The following is an 18,371-nucleotide window of genomic DNA, read 5'->3' on the forward strand; positions in this document are numbered from 1 at the left end:
GGGTGCGGTTCCGGGCCGCCGCCCGGGGAGAGTCCGACGGCCGATCAGCCCAATCGGTGAGGGACCGCCGGGTCGCGGGGGAAGCGTGAGGGCGTGTCAGCAACGAACGCAACGAAGGCAACGCACGCCGCCAACGCGACGAACGCAGCCGGCGCACCCATCGCGGCCGGCGCCGTCACCACTGCCCCCACCGCGGCTGCCCCCATCGCGGCAGCCCCGACCGCCGAACCCGACGCGACCCCTCCGGTCCACGCCCTCGACCCCGCCCCACCGATCCACGCGCTCAACGTGCTCAACGCGGCCAACGCGGCCAACGCGTCGAAACGGCTCGGCCTCGGGCTCCTCGGGGCCCTCCTCGCGGGCGGACTGCTCCTCGCCGCCTGTTCCGTCCCCGACGACCGCACCCAAGCCCCCGACCCGGGCGACGTGGTCCTCCCGCACCGGGGCGGACCGCAGAAGTAGAGCCCACCCGGCCCGGGCGGCGAGTTCCGCGTCCCGGGCCGCACCGGCGCGACGACCCGGCGAACCGATCCGGAGGGGACGGGCTGGGGGAGTTCGGCGACAGGTCCTAGGCTCACCCCATGTCCCTTGAACAACTGGGCCGGGCCCGGTACGTGAGCCTCACCACCTTCCGCAAGGACGGCACCCCCGTCGCCACCCCCGTCTGGGCCGTCGCCGACGGCGGCGAACTGTACGTGTGGACGCGCAGCGACTCCTGGAAGGTCAAGCGCATCCGCAACGACAGCAGGGTCACCGTCGTGGCCTGTGACGTGCGCGGACGTATCGTCGCGGGAGCCCCCGTGCTGGACGGTCAGGCCCGACTGCTGGACGGGGAGGGGCTCAAGCGCGTGCGCCGGTTGATGCGGCGCAAGTACACCTGGCAGTTCTGGATGGTGGACGTACCCGCCGCGCTGGCGCGGGGCGGCAAGCGGCCGCACACCGGGATCGCCGTCAAGCTTTGAGACTCCCGTAGCCCGCCCGTAACACAGGTGGGATCCAATGCGGTCATGGAGACGCCGACTTCACTGGTGATCGAACAACTCGCCAACTGGCTGCGGGGGTTGACCCAGAGACTGGATCCCGGGGCGGGCTGGTACGGGGAGTTCCTGCGGCGGGACCCCGAGGGGATGCGGGCCTGTCTGGAGGGCGTCGCGGTGCCGCCGTGGGACGTGGTGGACTCGCTGCTCGCCGATCTCGCGGGCCGTGCCGGAGCCGCCGGCGCCGGGGCGGTGGCGCGCGAGGCCGAGTACGGCGCCCGGCTGCGGGCGGCGGCGGTGGCCGCCCGGGACGCCACGCCGGACGGGGCGCGGGAGTTGCCGGCGCTGCTCGCGGCCGCCGTCGAGCAGCGGGCCGTTTCGGAGGCGGCGGTGCGGACCCTGACCGACAGGCTCGGGGCGGGGGCCGACCCGGCGGAGGCGGCCGCGCTCGCGCGGGAGCTGTCCTGGAGCCGGGACGACGCCGCCCGCGCGGCCGCGCGGCACGCCGACCTGACGGCCCGCGTGTACGCACCGGCCCCCCTGCGCGTACCGGCCCCCCGCCCCCACCCCGCCCGTCCGGCCCCCGCCCCGGCGGCGACGTGGTTCGCGGAACCCGACGTGCCGGCGGGCGCCGACCGCGCTCCCGGCGACCGTGTTTTTGTCGACCGCGCTTCCGCCGGCCATGCTTCCGGCGACCGTGCACCGGCCGACCACGGGCCCGTGGACCGTGCTTTCGCCGGCCGGGCTCCCCTCGACCACGCGCCCGTGGACCGGGCGCCCGTCGACCGTGTCCCCGTCGACCGCGCCCCCGCGGACCACGCGCCCGTCGACCGTGCCCCCGTCGACCGCGCCCCCGCGGACCACGCGCCCGTCGACCGTGCCCCCGTCGAGCCGCTGCCCGCCGTACCCCGCCCGCGGGCGGCCCATGGGCGCCCCGCCGAGTCCGCGACCCCCGTCGCTCCCGGCAGCGCCGCGGCGGGGCGGGCCGAGGGATGGTGGCCGCGCGGTGGGGCGCGGCGTTCCGGTGGCGCCCGGTACGCGGGGGCGGCGAGCGCGCAGCCCCCGACCTTCGCCCCGCCGCCGGGGCAACCGGCGGATCCCGCCGCGCCCGCTCCGGACGCGGCGCTCCCGGCGCCCCGAGGCGCCCGCTACGGCGTCCCGGACACCGCACCGGAGACCCCGGTCGCGTACGACGGCGCCGTGCCCGGAGCGCCGGCGCCGGCCCCGGAGGCCGGCGCGGCCCCCGGCCCGGCGCGGGCCCCGGTCGCGGTCTTCGTGGCGCGGCTCCTCGATCTACGGGCCCGGGGTCGGGGCGGTGAGGCGCACGCCCTGCTGTGCGAGGCCGCCGGCTGGCCCGCCCCGCTGCTGCCCGCCCTCGCCGCCGGGCTCGGCCGGGCCGGTCTCGCCTCCGACTGGGCGACGCTGCTGTGGGAGGCGGCCTCGCTGCCGCCCGCCCGGCTCGCCGAGGTCGCCGCCGCGCTCGGGGACGCGGGCCGCGAGACCGACTGCGGCCGGCTGCTGCGGCAGGGCGTCGCCCGCCCCGCCGCCGAAGTGGCGGACGTCGCGCTCGCCCTGGGGGGCGCGGGCCGGGAGCGCGAGGCCCGAGCCCTGCTCGGGGCCTTCGTGGGACTGCGCACCGCCGAGGAGGCCGCCGCCCTCGCCCGCCGGGACCCCGGCTGGTTCGTGCCGCGGCTGCTGCACGCGGCCCGCTCCCAGCCCGGTACCCGGCACCGGGACCTCGCGCACGCCCTGCGGGTGGCCGGACTTCCCGATGCCTGAACCGCCCGCCCGTCGACCGTAAACGACCGTGTGGCGACGTAACTTGATCGACTACTCCAACTGCGCACGGCGGTCTTGCCCCGGGCTGGGACGCGGCCTACCTTCGACTCCCTACGCACCCCGTCTACGTGCGTAGAAGTCGGCGTTCCCGTCGCGAGGAGCAGCTCATGGCCCAAGTCGTCCGCGCCGCACTCGTCCAGGCCACCTGGACCGGCGACACCGAGTCGATGATCGCCAAGCACGAGGAGCACGCCCGCGCGGCGGCTGCCCAGGGTGCGCGGATCATCGGCTTCCAGGAGGTGTTCAACGCCCCCTACTTCTGCCAGGTGCAGGAGCCCGAGCACTACCGCTGGGCCGAGGCCGTCCCCGACGGCCCCACCGTCCGCCGGATGCAGGACCTGGCCCGCGAGACCGGCATGGTCATCGTCGTACCGGTCTTCGAGCTGGAGTCCGAGGGCTTCTACTACAACACCGCCGCCGTCATCGACGCCGACGGCAGCTACCTCGGCAAGTACCGCAAGCACCACATCCCCCAGGTCAAGGGCTTCTGGGAGAAGTACTACTTCCGCCCGGGCAACCTCGGCTGGCCCGTCTTCGACACGGCCGTCGGCCGGGTGGGCGTCTACATCTGCTACGACCGGCACTTCCCCGAGGGGTGGCGTCAGCTGGGCCTGGCCGGAGCCCAGCTGGTGTACAACCCGTCCGCCACCCACCGAGGCCTCTCCGCGCACCTGTGGCAGCTGGAACAGCCCGCCTCCGCCGTCGCCAACGAGTACTTCATCGCCGCGATCAACCGCGTCGGCCGTGAGGAGTACGGCGACAACGACTTCTACGGGACCAGCTACTTCGTCGACCCGCGGGGCAAGTTCGTCGGCGACGTCGCCAGCGACAAGGACGAGGAACTCCTCGTCCGCGACCTCGACTTCGATCTGATCAAGGAGGTCCGCGACCAGTGGGCCTTCTACCGCGACCGTCGCCCCGACGCCTACGGAGGGCTCGTACAGCCGTGACCAACCCCATTCCCCTGCACAGCCGCCACCGCACCGTCATGCCCGACTGGCTCGCGCTGTACTACGACCGTCCCATCGAGCTCACGCACGGCGAGGGCCGCCACGTCTGGGACGCCGACGGCAACCGCTACCTCGACTTCTTCGGCGGCATCCTCACCACGATGACCGCGCACGCCCTGCCCGAGGTGACCAAGGCCGTCTCCGAACAGGCCGGCCGGATCATCCACTCCTCGACGCTGTACCTGAACCGGCCGATGATCGAACTGGCCGAACGGGTCGCCGCCCTGTCCGGCATCCCCGACGCCCGGGTCTTCTTCACCACCTCCGGCACCGAGGCCAACGACGCGGCGCTGCTCCTCGCGACGACGTACCGCCGCTCCAACCAGATCCTGGCCATGCGCAACAGCTACCACGGCCGGTCCTTCTCCACCGTCTCGATCACCGGCAACCGCGGCTGGTCCCCGACGAGCCTCTCGCCGCTCCAGACGTACTACGTGCACGGCGCCGTCCGCTCCAGGGGCCCCTTCGCGGCGCTGCCCGACGCCGAGTTCACCGCGGCGGCCGTCGCCGACCTGGAGGACGTGCTCGGACAGGCCCGCGGGGGAGTGGCCGCGCTCATCGCGGAGCCCATCCAGGGCGTCGGCGGCTTCACCTCCCCGCCCGACGGGCTGTACGGGGCGTTCCGCGAGGTCCTCGACCGGCACGGCATCCTGTGGATCAGCGACGAGGTCCAGACGGGTTGGGGTCGCACCGGCGAACACTTCTGGGGCTGGCAGGCCCACGGCCGGAACGGCCCCCCGGACATCCTCACCTTCGCCAAGGGCATCGGCAACGGCATGTCCATCGGCGGCGTCGTCGCCCGCGCCGAGGTGATGAACTGCCTCGACGCCAACTCGATCTCCACCTTCGGCGGCTCCCCGATCACCATGGCCGCCGGCCTCGCCAACCTCTCCTACCTGCTGGAGCACGACCTCCAGGGCAACGCCCGCCGGGTCGGCGGCCTGCTCCTGGAACGGCTGCGCGCCATCGCCGCCCACGTGCCCGCCGTACGGGAGGTCCGCGGCCGTGGCCTGATGGCCGGACTGGAACTGACCGTGCCCGGCACCGACCGGGCCGCCCCGGAAGCCGCCGCGACCGTCCTGGAGGCCGCCCGCGCGGCCGGCCTGTTGCTCGGCAAGGGCGGCGGCCACGACACGAGCGTGCTGCGCATCGCGCCGCCGCTGTCCCTCACCGTCGCCGAGGCGGAAGAGGGCGCCGCCATCCTCGAACAGGCGCTCCGCAGCATCACGTAGGGGGATTCACATGAGCATCCGCACCCTGATCCGCGGCGGGCTGGTCGTCACCGCCGCCGACGAGCTCCACGCGGACGTCCTCATCGAGGACGGCCGGGTGGCGGCCCTCGCCGCACACGGCTCGGACGCAGCCCGGGCCTGGACGGCCGACCGCACGATCGACGCCTCGGGCAGGTACGTCATCCCGGGCGGCGTCGACGCGCACACCCACATGGAACTCCCCTTCGGCGGCACCGCAGCCTCGGACACCTTCGAGACCGGCACCCGGGCCGCGGCCTGGGGCGGCACCACCACCATCGTCGACTTCGCCGTGCAGAGCGTGGGCCGCTCCCTGCGCGAGGGACTCGACACCTGGTACGCCAAGGCCGACGGCAACTGCGCGATCGACTACGCCTTCCACATGATCCTCTCGGACGTCAACGAGGGCACCCTCAAGGAGATGGACCTCCTCGTCGAGGAGGGCGTCAGCTCGTTCAAGCTGTTCATGGCGTACCCCGGCGTTTTCTACTCCGACGACGGGCAGATCCTGCGGGCCATGCAGCGGGCCTCAGGCAACGGCGGGCTGATCATGATGCACGCCGAGAACGGCATCGCCATCGACGTCCTCGTCGAACAGGCCCTGGCACGCGGCGAGACCGACCCCCGCCACCACGGAGAGGTCCGCAAGGTCCTGCTGGAGGCGGAGGCCACCCACCGGGCGATCCAGCTCGCCCGGGTGGCCGGCGCCCCGCTGTACGTGGTGCACGTCTCCGCGGCGGAGGCCGTCGCGGAGCTCGCCGCGGCCCGTGACAAGGACCTGCCCGTCTTCGGGGAGACCTGCCCGCAGTACCTGTTCCTGTCCACCGACAACCTCGCGGAGCCCGACTTCCAGGGCGCCAAGTACGTCTGCTCCACCCCGTTGCGGCCGCGCGAGCACCAGGCCGCGCTGTGGCGGGGGCTGCGCACGAACGACCTCCAGGTGGTCTCCACCGACCACTGCCCGTTCTGCTTCCGGGGCCAGAAGGAGCTGGGCCGCGGGGACTTCTCGAAGATCCCCAACGGGCTGCCGGGGGTGGAGAACCGCATGGACCTCCTCCACCAGGCCGTCCTTGACGGGCACATCAGCCGCCGCCGCTGGATCGAGATCGCCTGCGCGACCCCGGCCCGGATGTTCGGCCTCTACCCGCAGAAGGGCACCATCGCGCCGGGCTCCGACGCCGACATCGTCCTCTACGATCCGCACGCCGAGCAGGTCATCTCCGCCGAGACGCACCACATGAACGTGGACTACTCGGCGTACGAGGGCAGGCGGATCACCGGACGCGTCGACACGGTCCTCTCGCGCGGCGAACTCGTCATCGACCGGCGCGAGTACACCGGCCGGGCCGGTCACGGGGCCTTCGTCCACCGCTCCACCTGCCAGTACCTGTAAGGAGAGTCCCGCCATGGACTTCGGCCTCGTCCTGCAAACCGACCCGCCCGCCTCCCAGGTCGTCAGCCTGATGAAGCGCGCCGAACGCAACGGGTTCCGCTACGGCTGGACCTTCGACTCGGCCGTGCTGTGGCAGGAACCGTTCGTCATCTACAGCCAGATCCTCGCCAACACGCAGAGGCTCCACGTGGGGCCCATGGTCACCAACCCGGGTACCCGTACCTGGGAGGTGACCGCCTCCACCTTCGCCACCCTCAACGACATGTACGGCAACCGCACGGTCTGCGGCATCGGTCGCGGCGACTCCGCGATGCGCGTCGCCGGCCGGGCGCCGAACACCCTGGCCCGGCTCGGCGAGGCCATCGACGTCATCCGCGACCTCGCCGAGGGCCGCGAGGCGCAGGTGGACGGAAAGCCGCTCCGGATCCCCTGGATCCGGGAGGGGAGGCTGCCCGTCTGGATGGCCGCGTACGGGCCGAAGGCACTCGCGCTGGCCGGGCAGAAGGCGGACGGGTTCATCCTCCAACTGGCCGACCCCTACCTCACCGAGTGGATGGTGAAGTCGGTCCGTGAGGCCGCCGTCGCCGCCGGTCGGGACCCGGACGCGATCACCATGTGCGTGGCGGCGCCCGCGTACGTGACCGCCGACGACTCGCCGGCGGCGCTCGCCCACGCCCGCGACCAGTGCCGCTGGTTCGGCGGCATGGTCGGCAACCACGTCGCCGACCTGGTCTCCCGCTACGGCGAGCACTCCTCGATGGTCCCCGAGGAGCTCACCGAGTACGTCAAGTCCCGTCAGGGATACGACTACAGCCACCACGGCCGCGCCGGGAACCCGTCCGCCGACTTCGTCCCCGACGAGATCGTCGACCGGTTCTGCCTGCTCGGCCCGGCCGAAGCACACGTCGACAAGCTCCGCGCCCTGCGCGACCTGGGCGTCGACCAGTTCGCCGTCTACGCCATGCACGACGCGCGGGAGGCGACCATCGACGCGTACGGCTCCGACATCATCCCGCTGTTCGCCTGACGCCCCGGCTCCGGCCCCCGCGTGAAGCCGGGGCCTGTCGTCGAAACCAACGTCAAATCCCCTGACGGTAGGGGGAGATGTGACCTCCGGCAACTCGTTTTCGCCCTGGTGGGGGCACGGGTTCGGTGCGGTAGCATCGCGCATGGCGTCATCGAAGTCAGCGCCTGTGCAGCACCGTGCCGGTCGGGTTCGTGGTGCCCGCGCCATCGATTTCGGCCCCACGCGAGCACGGCCCCGCGGTCGTGTCCGCTCCCCGGGCGTACGGAGAGCCGGGCCTCCCGCAGCGGGCCATCGGCCGGTAACGGCCGCACCGCCCGCACGAGCCTCGCCGACGCATCCGTGCCGGTCCGCAGGCTCCTTTCCGGAGACCACGTGAAAATCCTCCCCGAGACCTCCCGCACGCTGAGCGAGTACCTCCTCATTCCGGGCCTGACCACAGCGGACTGCACACCGGACAACGTCGACCTCGGGGCGGCGTTGGTACGTCACCGGGTGGGCGAGGAACCGGGCGTACGGATCGCCACACCCATGGTGAGCGCCATCATGCAGGCGGTGTCCTCACCGAAGCTCGCGGTCGCGCTGGCGCAGGTCGGCGGTCTGTCCTTCATCCACCAGAACCAGCCGGTCGACGAACAGGCCGCGGACGTGCGGGCGGTGAAGCGGCACAAGGCCGGCTTCCGGACCGGAGAGGTCACCGCGGCGCCTGACACGCCCCTCGGCGAGGTGGCCCGACAACTGGCCGAGACCGAGCAGGGCGTGGCGGTCGTCACGAAGTCCGGCGAGCCGGACGGCGAGTTCCTCGGGATCATCGGCCTCGACGACTTCCACCTGGAGCGCCACGGCGCCGACGAGACCGTCGGCAACCGGATGCGGGAGCGCGCCGGTCTGGTCACCGCGACGGCCTCGGTCTCCCTCTCCGAGGCCAACGAGCTGATCTGGCAACACCATGTGGACGTGCTGCCGGTGGTCGAGGACGACCGGGTCGTCTCCCTGGTCCTCAAGAGCGACTATCAGGCCCACAAGACGTACCACCGCGCGTCCGTGGACGCCGAGAAGCGGCTGCGCGTGGGCGCCGGCATCAACTCCCGCGACTACAAGGACCGCATTCCCGCCCTCGTGGAGGCCGGCGCGGACGTGCTGTGCCTGGACTCATCGGACGGATACTCCGAGTTCCAGCGCAGAACCCTGGAGTTCGCCCGCGAGCAGTACGGCGACGAGGTGTTCGTCGGCGCGGGGAACGTCGTCGACGGGCGAGCCTTCCGCTACCTGGCCGACGCGGGAGCGGCGTTCGTGAAGGTGGGGATCGGCGGCGGCGCCATCTGCACCACACGGGCACAGAAGGGCATCGGCCGAGGCCAGGCTTCCGCGTTGATCGACGTGGTCGAGGCCCGTGACGCCTACGCCCGGGAGACCGGCGTGTACGTGCCGCTGTGCTGCGACGGCGGCCTGCTCAACGACTCGCACATGGCGATGGCCCTGGCCATGGGCGCGGACTTCATCATGCTCGGCCGCTACTTCGCCCGGCTCGACGAGAGTGCGTCGCGGAAGCTGCAGATCGGCGGCCAGTGGTACAAGGAGTACTGGGGTGAGGGATCGCGGCGCGCACAGAACGCGGCCCGCTACGGCCAGGGCGGCCGGATGGTCTTCGAGGAGGGCGTCGACGGGTACGTGCCGTACGCCGGCAGCCTGTACGACAACGTGGAACGGACCCGGACCAAGCTGATCTCCACGATGATCAGCTGCGGGTCGACGAACGTCCGGGACTTCCACCGGGACGCGGTGCTGGTCGCCGTGTCGGCGGAATCGTTCAAGCAGACCGGTGCGGAGATCGAGGTGCGCCGGCCCGCCATCGACGCCGGGGAGTGAGGCCCACCCGGCCGGGCCGGCGCCCGGCCGGGTCATCGCGGGGCGCGCCGATCAGCCCGTGCAGGTGATGGAGAAGGGCACCGGATTGGAGGTGGTGCGGGTGGGGCTCTGGAGTTCGACGGCCATACCGGTGGTCAGGTTGCCCGCCTTCGCCCACGTCGTCAGGCGCACGGTGTCGTGGCCCGTCGGGTTGTCCTTCGACCCGATCGACATGGTGCGCCAGTGCGGGTCCACCACCGAGCCGTCGCCGGACACCCAGCGGTAGGAGATCAGGGTCGGCTCGGAGGCGGTGAACGTAGCGGTGAAGGCCGGGGCCCGGCCCTCCGGGGAGGGGCAGTCGCCGGTGTAGGTGGTGTTCGCGCCGGCCACCGACATCCGCACGCCCGAACCGGCGGCCGCGTCTCCGTCGTCGCCGTTCAGCGCGATGGCCACCCCGCCGGCGATCAGCACGCACGCGGTCGCGCCGGCCGCGACGAGGACCGCGGTACGGCGCTTGCGGGGCGGGGCCGCGGGGGTCGCGGTCGGGGCCTCGGCCGTGGCCGCCAGGGCCGGCGCGGTCGCCGCGGGCGCCGGTGCGGGCTCGGGCTCGGGCGTGGGGGTGGGCGTCGGCGCCGTGGCGGATTCCGTCGCGGGAGCGGGCGTCGGCAGGACGCGGGCCGCGGCCGTCGTCGCGTCCGGCTCGTGCGCGAGGTCCCGCAGTGCCTCGGTGACCCGGGCGGCGGGCGTCCGCTCGCCGGGCTCCTTGCGGAGCAGCCCGGCGATGACCGGGGCGAGCGGGCCGGCGCGGACGGGCGCGGGCGGTTCCTCGTCCACGACGGCCCGCAGGGTGCTCAGCGCGGTGTCCTGCCGGAACGGGGAGACCCCCTCGACGGCGGCGTACAGCATCACTCCGAGGGACCACAGGTCCGACTCGGGGCCCGAGGGGCGGCCGAGGGCCCGCTCCGGCGGCAGGTACTCGGGGGACCCGACCACCTCACCGGTCATCGTCAGCGCGGTGCTGCCCTCGACCACCGCGATGCCGAAGTCGCTGAGCACCACCCGGCCGTCCTCGGCGAGCAGCACGTTCGCCGGCTTCACGTCCCGGTGCTCCACCCCGACGGCGTGCGCGGCGCGCAGCGCGCTCAGCACCTCCGCGCCGATGTGCGCGGCGTGCCGCGGTGTGAGCGGTCCCTCGGCGCGCAGCAGATCGGCCAGCGACCGTCCGCGGATCAGTTCCATCACGATCCAGGGCCGGTCGTCCTCCATGACCACGTCGTGGACCGTCACCACGTTGCGGTCGGGTATTCGGGCGGCCGCCCACGCCTCCCGCTCCAACCGGCTGTACATCCGCGCGATGGCATCGGCCGACAGACCGGCCGGGGCCCGGACCTCCTTGACGGCGACCTCCCGGTGCAGGGTCTCGTCGCGGGCGCGCCACACGGTGCCCATGCCGCCCTCGCCGAGTCGGGAAAGCAGTCGGTAGCGGCCCGCGATGACCCGGTCCCCGGCCGGCGCGGCAGGCATACCCGCCGTGGCCGCCGTGGCCGCTGTGCCCTCGGTGCCCGATGTGGTGGCCGTGATGGCCGTGGTGGCTGTGTTCGTGCCCGTGGTGATGGCCGTGGTGGCGGACACGAGCGCGGTCTCGGCCACGGTCGCGGTATCGGATTCCTCGTTGTGCATGGGGGCAGTTCTCCCTTTGATCGCCGGCCGACGCGAGACATCACGTACGGACCGGGTCCCCCGGTTCAACGGTGCGCGAAAGTTTTCAAGGATTGGTTGAACCGAACACCTTCGTGGGGGCGTGTTGCTGTCGTACGAGGTCAACAGGCGTCTTCTTCAAGGAGTGCGGAGTGCCATCGGTCATCGTTGGGCGCACGGGTCCCTTCACCGGGCAGAGCGTGGTTCTGGGCGGCGAGCCCCTCAGCTTCGGGCGCAAGAGCGACAACGGCGTCGTGATCGTCAGCCCCAGTGCCTCCCGGCTGCACGCCGAGGTCCTCGCGGAGGACGCCGGGTTCGTCCTCTACGACCGGGACAGCCGCAACGGCACGTTCGTCAACGACCAGCGGATCCAGCGGCACGTCCTGCGCCCGAGCGACTGCATCCGGATCGGTGACGAAACGTTTCTCTACGAGGCGCAGGACGCCCTGGAGACGGTCATGGACCTCTCCCTCCTGGACGTCCCCCGGGCGAGCACGGCAGACCCCGGCACGCTACGGGTCACCATCACGGGCGGCGGCCCGGTGGGCCTCGCCTTCGCCCTGGCGCTCGACGGGATGCTGCCCGGACGCACGGCCATCACCCTCTACGACGGGCGCTGGACCAGGAAGGGGTCCGAGGTCGTCTGGAAGGACGAGACCCAGGGCAACTTCCGTCGCCAGCAGGTGGTGACCGTCCAGAGCCGGCAGTACCTCGCCCTGCCCGACGAGGTGCTCTCCGCACTGTTCGACGACGAGGGCCAGTACTCCGAGATGTGGCCCGTCGGCCCGGATTCGATCGACGGCCGCCCGCCGCGCAACATCCGGATCGCCCACATCGAGGACCGGCTGCTGGACCTGGCGAACCGCAAACCGGCCATCCGGCTCGTCCCGAAGCGCTTCGACGTGGCGGAGCAGCAGAACAGGCTCGCGCAGGAGCACGTCCTGGTGGTCTGCGAGGGCGGTCGATCCCGCACCCGTGAGCACTACGCCGACCGGTTCGGCGCGGCCGACTCCTCGATCTACTCCCTCGACGGCGAGCACCTCCAGGAGGTCGTCCTGGGACTGCGCGTCAAGTCGCAGCTGCCGGACCCGATGAGCGTGCTGCTCACGGTGTCGCAGAACCGCTTCCTCCTCAACTCGCTCCGGGGGGAGGGTTTCCTGAACATGAGGCTCACCCGGGAGGAGGCGAGGAACGTCATCGGCATCGACCCGGTGCGCCACGTCTTCGAGGAGTGCATAGCCGCCCGGCCCTGTCTGATGAGCCGGCAGGAGGAGGACAGCGAGTTCCGTTGCCCCACCCACGGCACCCTCTTCCTGCCCGCCCTGCTGCGCGGCTCCCCGTTGTGGAAGGAGATCCGGCAGGGCCTGCGCCTGTTCGGAGTGGCCGAGGACGATCTGTCGGCGATCACCTCCTTCCGGCTGGACATGGTGCAACGCCCGCGCTTCACGGCGCAGTTGCACCGGCCGACCGCGACCAGCCCCGGGACCTACGGCTTCCTGCTGGGCGACGCCGCCAACGCGATCCACTTCTGGCCGGGCCGTGGTCTCAACAGCGGCCTGGCGTCGGCCACTTCGCTGGCCCGCTCGCTGAGCCGCGCCTGGCGGGGCAAGCCGCTGCGGGACGCGGACTTCATCCGCCACGAGGCGGCGATGTCCATGCTCCAGTACCGGCACAAGAGCCGGGCGTGGAACGCCATGGTGACCACGGACGAGCAGGGCGTCACCCGCGCCATCCGGGACATCATCGCGCGCGCCGCCGAGCCCGCGGTCGGCGCGGCGGCCGAGGCCGAGGGGGGTGACCTGGAGGCGTTGCTGGACGCGATGGCCGAGATCCGAGAACGGTTGGCCCCGCGGATGCCGGGCCTGCCGACGGACGCGGAACTCCGCGCGCACCTCGCCGGGGTCGCCCCCGCGACCCTCCGCACGCTGCGCGAGAGCGGCGCCTGGGACACGCTGATCGTCGGTGGCGAGGAGGCCGACATCGACCTCTTCTACCAGTCCGAGTCCCCGGTCTTCGTGCCCCGCCCGGCCGACCCCCGGAGCCCGTCCCCGGTCGGAGGCCAGGCCGTGTGAGAGTCTCGCCCGACCCGCCGGCGGACGACATCGGCCGGGGGTGAATCCTTTTCGGGCCTCCCCGTCTCTCATGTGTGTGCCGGCCGAACGGGTCGGCCCACATCATCGGGAGGAACGTCAATGATGGTCACTGCCATCGTGGTGGTCGCAGTCCTGCTCGTCGGCGCGTGCGTCCGCCACCTGCTGCGGCGCTACGGAAGTCGGGCCTGAGTACATGAACCACCGTTTTCGCTGGCCGGACGAGCGGCTGATCAAGGCCGCCCAGGACGGTGACGTCACCTCGCTCGGCACCGTCGTCATGGAATCGCAGCCCCACGTGCGCAAGTTCGCCTTCTCGCTCTGTGCCTCGCCGCAGGACGCCGAGGACGCGGCCCAGGAGGCGCTGATCATCCTGTACCGGAAGATCGGCACCCTGCGGGCGACGGGCGCGCTCGCGTCGTGGATGTTCCGGATCGTGCGCAACGAGTGCCTCCGGCAGGTGCGGGTCCTCGTCTCGCGCAAGGAGGAGGTGTCGTCGACCGACCCGGAGACGTGCGTCGAACCGTCCGCGGAGGAGGAGGTGCTGCACGGACTGGAGGTGGCGCGGATCGCGGCGGCGGTCGCCGCCCTTCCCCGTGACCAGCGGCAGGTCCTGATCATGCGGGACGTCCAGGGCCTGCCCGGCAGGGCCGTCGCCCGCTCGCTCGGTCTGAGCGACGCCGCGATGAAGTCGCGGCTGCACAGGGCGCGCGCGGCGGTGCGGCAGTCACTGGCGGCGACCGACCGGGCAACCGGACGGACCGCCGCCGGCGACGGCAGGGCGGGTCGGGCGAGCGACCCGCACGACGGAGAGGAGACACGAACGTGAACATCGTGAAGCGGCCCGAGCGGTCCGTGAGGGTTCCGGCCACGGCCCGGCCCCGGCCCGAGGGGCCGGATTTCGCCAGCAGGTCCGTCCCGCGCCACCTGGTGCGCGGCGCCATCGGCTTCGGTTTGATCGGTGGGTCGATCGCGCTGGTGCCCGTCGCCGGCCCGGTCTCCCTGATCGCGGCGCCGCTGGCCCTGATCGCCTTCCGAGGGTGCCCCACCTGCTGGATGGTCGGATTGGCCCAGACCATTTCCCGCGGTCGGTTGGAACGACAATGCGGGGACGAATCCGGCACGTGCACCCTCACGGTGGCGCGGCCGACGGCCGGGAAGGTCATTCCGTGATCAACAGTTGAATTCCGAACGGTTTCGGCCTCCGGGGGAGCGTGGCAGACGATTTTCAGCCGCTATAGGGGTCGGGGCCGTTTCAAACCTAGGGGTACTGGCGAGATTGGCTCTCTGCTAGACATAGAGCAACGGAACGCGTGTGCGGAAGTCGCAAAGGGACTCGACTCATCGAGTTCATGTGCTGCTTCCGGACTGGAACACGGAGTTTTCATCCCTTGATCGACAAGCAGAATGCCGACGGCTGGATCCGCCGCTATCACGCCGCGGACGAAAGCCCGATCCGACTGGTTTGCCTCCCGCACGCCGGTGGATCCGCCTCCTTCTACTTCCCCATGTCCCAGGCCCTGGCCCCGGGGGTGGACGTCCTGAGCGTGCAGTACCCCGGACGTCAGGACCGCCGGCACGAGCCGGGGATCACCGACATCGGCGTCTATGCCGACGCCCTGACCAGGGCGCTCCTGCCCTGGGTCGACCGTCCGGTGGCGTTCTTCGGCCACAGCATGGGCGCCGTCCTGGCGTTCGAGGTGACGCGCCGGCTGGAACGCGACCACGGCGTGAGCCCCGTACGCATCTTCGCCTCCGGGCGCCGCTCACCGTCGAGTTTCCGCCATGAATCCGTTCACCTCCGCGATGACGACGGCATCGTGGCCGAAATGCGCGAGCTCAGTGGAACCAACTCGGCCATTCTCGGCGACGAGGAGATCCTGCGGATGGTGCTTCCTGCCATTCGGAGCGACTACACGGCGATCGAGAACTACCGCGCCGAACCCGGGGAAACGGTGAAGGCCCCCATCACCGTGCTGACCGGCGAGTCCGACCCGCGCACCAGCGCGGAGGAGGCGGACGCCTGGGAAGGCCACACCGGCGGAGAATTCGACATCCACCGTTTTCCCGGTGGCCATTTCTTTCTCGCCAACCACCAGGCGCGGGTCCTGAAGATTATTTCCGACGAGCTCGCAGCGGCCCCCATCCGGAAGGGCTGAGCCGCACGCCGGGCGGGCCGCAGGACCGGCGGCCCACCCGGCGGCGTACGGACGAACGGCACCCGAGGCCGGACCGGCCGCCCTCCCCGCACGGAGGGCGAGCCGATCCGGCCCGCGGTGTCCGGAACCACCCCGCCCGCCCGGCGGGGGTGCGAGGAGGCACGACGCAGTGCAGTGCAGGGCAATCTCAGGTGCTCCGGGGGAAGGGAACGAGGCCGTGACGGCAAGGCTGGTCGAGCGCGAACACGAGTGGGAGACGCTGAACGACCTGCTCGGCAGCGCCCGCCGGGGTCGCGGGCGCGTCGCCGTCATCAGTGGGCCCATCGCCGGCGGGAAGACGACCCTGCTGGAGTGTTTCACCGAGCAAGCCCTGTCCGAGGGGGCGTTGGTCCTGGAAGCGGCCGGCTCCCGAGCCGAGCGCTACCTCCCCTTCGGGATCCTGCGCCGGATCCTCGACAGCGCCGCACCACTGGACCCGGCCGTCCACGCCGAGACCACCGCACTCCTCGACGGCGTGAGTGCCGAGGCGGAGGGCGCCCGGGACGCGGCGGGCGCCGTCGAAGCAGGCATGCGAGTCCTGCCCCACGTCTGCGCCTCGCTCCTGCGGATCGCCCGCGGCCGGACCGTCGTCATCGCCGTCGACGACGTCCACCACGGCGACGAACTCTCCCGCGCGTTCCTGCTCTGCCTCGCACGCAGGGTCCGGCAGGCCGGCGTCCTCATCGTGCTGACCGAGGCGGTCCGTTTGCTGCCCGCCCAGCTCGACTTCCACGCCGAACTGAAGCGCCAGCCCAACTGCACCAGCATCCGACTTCCGCTGCTCAGTGCGGACGGAACCGGCCGCCTCCTGGCCGGGCACTTCTCCACCGCCGCCGCCCAGCGACTGTCCGCCGACTGCCAGGAGGCCACCGGCGGAAACCCGCTGCTGGTCAAGGCCCTGCTGGAGGACGGCCTGGCCACCCTCGGCGACAGCGAGCCGTTCCAGCCGTTCGTCCCCGCCGAGACGTTCGAGCGCGCGGTGCTCGACTGCCTCCACCGAGGCGACCCCGAGATGCCGGCCGTCGCCCGCGGTGTCGCCGTGCTCGGCGACGCCTGCCCGCCCGCCCTGCTCAGCCGCATCACCGACGTCCACGTCAAGACCGCCGAACTGGCGCTCCAGGACCTCGGCCGGTGCGGGATCCTGCGCGACGGGGCGTTCCGCGAGGCCGCCACCCGCCACGCCGTGCTCACCGCGACGCCGCCCGGGGCGCTGTCCGCTCTCCACCAGCGCGCCGCGCGACTGTTGCACCAGGAGGGGGCGCCCGCCCTCGACGTCGCCCGGCACCTCCTCGCCGCCCGCAAGCCGGTGGAGGGATGGGCGATCCCCGTCCTCCAGGAGGCCGCCGAGTACGCCCTCGTCGAGGACGACCCCCAGCTCGCCCTGCGCTGCGGGGAACTGGCCGTCGACTCGTGCCCGGAGGGCTCCCGTCGCACCGCCCTGAAGTCCCGCCTCGTCAGCATCGTCTGGCGCAGCAGCCCGGCCGCCGCCGAGGGCCACCTGCGACAGCTGTCCCGGGAGTTCTGCGCCGGCCGCCTCACCGACCGGGACCTGCTGCACGCCGTGTCCTGCCTGGCCTGGATGGGCGAGGCCCGCCAGGCCGCCGAGGCGATACAGGGCCTGCGGACCGCCGCCGACCGGGCCCGGGACGCCGGCCTGCCCTTCGCCTACGAACCCGGCACCCTCGCCGCCGCGCAGAACTGGCTGTCCCTGATCAGCCCGCCCGTGCGGGACGTCTTCGCGCCCTCCGCGGCCGCCGACACGGCCGCGCCCGCGACCGGCCGGGCCGCGTCCCACGACATGCCCGACGACGCCCACGTCCCGGCCGCCGAGGCGATGCGGACCGCGCTGCGCGGCGGCCAGGGCGAGGCGGCCGTCGCCGAGGCCACCCGGGTCCTGCAGCGCTACCACCTCAGCGACCGCACCCTCACCTCCCTCGTCCTCGCCGTACTTGCCCTCGTCTACGCGGGCCGCCTCGACCTCGCGCTGACCTGGATCGACCGGCTGCTCGGCGAGTGCGCCACCAGCAACGCGCCGACCTGGCAGGCCGCCCTCGGCGCGGTCAGGGCCGAGATCGCGCTGCGCCAGGGCGACCTGCCGGGCGCCGCCGCCCAGGCCCGTCAGGCCATGTCCCTGATATCCGTACCGTGTTGGGGCGTGGGCATCGCCCTGCCGCTGGGTGTCCTCATCGAGGCCGAGACCCGGATGGGCAACCTCGAAGAGGCGATGGCCCTGCTGGAGCAGCCGGTGCCCGAGACGATGCTGGAAACCCGGACGGGGCTGCACTACCTGCGCGCCCGAGGCCGCTGCCACCTCGCCACCGGCCGCTACCACGCCGCCCTGCGCGACTTCCTCACCTGCGGCGAGCTGATGCAGGCCTGGGGCATGGAGGCCGCGGAACCGGTGCCGTGGCGGCTGGACGCCGCCGAGGCGTGGCTGGCCATCGGCAACGTGCCGCGGGCCCGGGAGTACGTCGAGCAGCAGCGGCAGCGCGAGACGGGCCCGACCGGCAGTCGGCCGCGAGGACCCCTGCTGTTCGCGCTCGCCCGCACCAGCGGCGACCTCGGCTACCGCCTCAAGCGGCTCACCGAGGCCGTGGAAGTCCTGGAACAGGGCGAGGATCGACTTCAACTCGCGCGAACCCTGGGTGAGTTGGGTAGTGCCTATCGGGCGGCCGGGGACTTCAACCGGGCCCGGATGCTCGTACGCAAGGCCTGGCACGTGGCCAAGTCCTGCGGCGCGCAACCGCTGTGCCAGGAGTTCACACCGGGGCAGGGCGACGGCGAGCCCGCGCCCGCCGCCGGACGCGAGGCGGAACCGCCGAGCGAGGCCGAGGTGCTGTCCGAGGCGGAGGCCCGGGTGGCGCTCCTCGCGGCGCGCGGACACACCAACCGGGAGATCGCCACCAAGCTGTACGTGACCGTCTCCACGGTCGAGCAGCACCTGACCCGGATCTACCGCAAGCTGCAGGTCAAACGGCGTCGGGACCTACCCGCCCGGCTGTGGGACCTGAGCCTGCCCGGCATCGCCTGAGGGCCGGGCCCCG

Annotated in this window: 14 protein-coding genes; 13 read left to right on the forward strand and 1 reads right to left on the reverse strand. The window is 72.5% G+C overall.

The window, feature by feature from the left end:
• Positions 1-93: 93 nt before the first annotated feature.
• The 8 genes from ACFVS6_RS33135 to ACFVS6_RS33170 all read left to right on the forward strand — a co-directional run bounded on the left by ACFVS6_RS33135 (position 94) and on the right by ACFVS6_RS33170 (position 9,362).
• Positions 94-462, forward strand: coding sequence for a hypothetical protein (locus tag ACFVS6_RS33135; RefSeq protein WP_389709780.1), 369 nt, complete (start codon positions 94-96; stop codon positions 460-462).
• Between the two features lie 119 nt (positions 463-581).
• The gene (locus ACFVS6_RS33140; RefSeq protein WP_389709782.1) at positions 582-962 is read left to right on the forward strand and encodes a PPOX class F420-dependent oxidoreductase; all 381 of its coding nucleotides are present in this window, start codon (positions 582-584) and stop codon (positions 960-962) included.
• 45 nt (positions 963-1,007) lie between these two features.
• Positions 1,008-2,756: a hypothetical protein gene (locus ACFVS6_RS33145; RefSeq protein ID WP_389709784.1), complete on the forward strand. Its 1,749-nt coding sequence runs from the start codon at positions 1,008-1,010 to the stop codon at positions 2,754-2,756.
• A 167-nt stretch (positions 2,757-2,923) separates the two neighbouring features.
• Positions 2,924-3,766 carry a nitrilase-related carbon-nitrogen hydrolase gene (locus ACFVS6_RS33150; protein WP_389709786.1) on the forward strand — a complete coding sequence of 281 codons (843 nt, stop codon included), beginning with the start codon at positions 2,924-2,926 and terminating at the stop codon, positions 3,764-3,766.
• Between the two features lie 38 nt (positions 3,767-3,804).
• Positions 3,805-5,058, forward strand: a complete 1,254-nt coding sequence (locus ACFVS6_RS33155) for an aspartate aminotransferase family protein (RefSeq protein WP_389709818.1) — start codon at positions 3,805-3,807, stop codon at positions 5,056-5,058.
• Positions 5,059-5,068: 10 nt separating this feature from the next.
• A complete protein-coding gene (hydA, locus tag ACFVS6_RS33160; protein WP_389709788.1) occupies positions 5,069-6,469 on the forward strand; it encodes a dihydropyrimidinase in 1,401 nt (466 codons plus the stop codon).
• Positions 6,470-6,482: 13 nt separating this feature from the next.
• Positions 6,483-7,496, forward strand: coding sequence for a TIGR03842 family LLM class F420-dependent oxidoreductase (locus ACFVS6_RS33165; protein WP_389709790.1), 1,014 nt, complete (start codon positions 6,483-6,485; stop codon positions 7,494-7,496).
• 372 nt (positions 7,497-7,868) lie between these two features.
• Entirely contained in the window at positions 7,869-9,362 is a 1,494-nt protein-coding gene (locus ACFVS6_RS33170; RefSeq protein ID WP_389709792.1) for an IMP dehydrogenase, read from the forward strand.
• A gap of 51 nt (positions 9,363-9,413) precedes the next feature.
• Here the strand turns inward: ACFVS6_RS33170 and ACFVS6_RS33175 are convergent, their stop codons facing one another.
• The gene (locus tag ACFVS6_RS33175) at positions 9,414-10,865 is read right to left on the reverse strand and encodes a protein kinase (RefSeq protein ID WP_389709820.1); all 1,452 of its coding nucleotides are present in this window, start codon (positions 10,863-10,865) and stop codon (positions 9,414-9,416) included.
• 326 nt (positions 10,866-11,191) lie between these two features.
• On the opposite strand from ACFVS6_RS33175, the gene ACFVS6_RS33180 reads away from it, so the two are divergent.
• The 5 genes from ACFVS6_RS33180 (at position 11,192) to ACFVS6_RS33200 (ending at position 18,358) form a co-directional block, all read left to right on the forward strand.
• Positions 11,192-13,111, forward strand: a complete 1,920-nt coding sequence (locus ACFVS6_RS33180) for an FHA domain-containing protein (protein ID WP_389709794.1) — start codon at positions 11,192-11,194, stop codon at positions 13,109-13,111.
• Positions 13,112-13,325: 214 nt separating this feature from the next.
• Complete coding sequence (locus ACFVS6_RS33185; protein ID WP_389709796.1) at positions 13,326-13,958, forward strand: RNA polymerase sigma factor; 633 nt, start codon at positions 13,326-13,328, stop codon at positions 13,956-13,958.
• Positions 13,959-13,963: 5 nt separating this feature from the next.
• Positions 13,964-14,302 carry a hypothetical protein gene (locus ACFVS6_RS33190; protein WP_389709822.1) on the forward strand — a complete coding sequence of 113 codons (339 nt, stop codon included), beginning with the start codon at positions 13,964-13,966 and terminating at the stop codon, positions 14,300-14,302.
• Positions 14,303-14,520: 218 nt separating this feature from the next.
• Positions 14,521-15,288: a thioesterase II family protein gene (locus tag ACFVS6_RS33195; protein ID WP_389709798.1), complete on the forward strand. Its 768-nt coding sequence runs from the start codon at positions 14,521-14,523 to the stop codon at positions 15,286-15,288.
• A gap of 217 nt (positions 15,289-15,505) precedes the next feature.
• Positions 15,506-18,358 (forward strand): AAA family ATPase, encoded by a 2,853-nt coding sequence (locus ACFVS6_RS33200; protein ID WP_389709801.1) that lies wholly within the window; start codon positions 15,506-15,508, stop codon positions 18,356-18,358.
• Positions 18,359-18,371: the final 13 nt, after the last annotated feature.

Origin of the sequence: Streptomyces sp. NPDC057939, from assembly GCF_042887545.1 — a bacterium.
Lineage (GTDB): Bacteria > Actinomycetota > Actinomycetes > Streptomycetales > Streptomycetaceae > Streptomyces.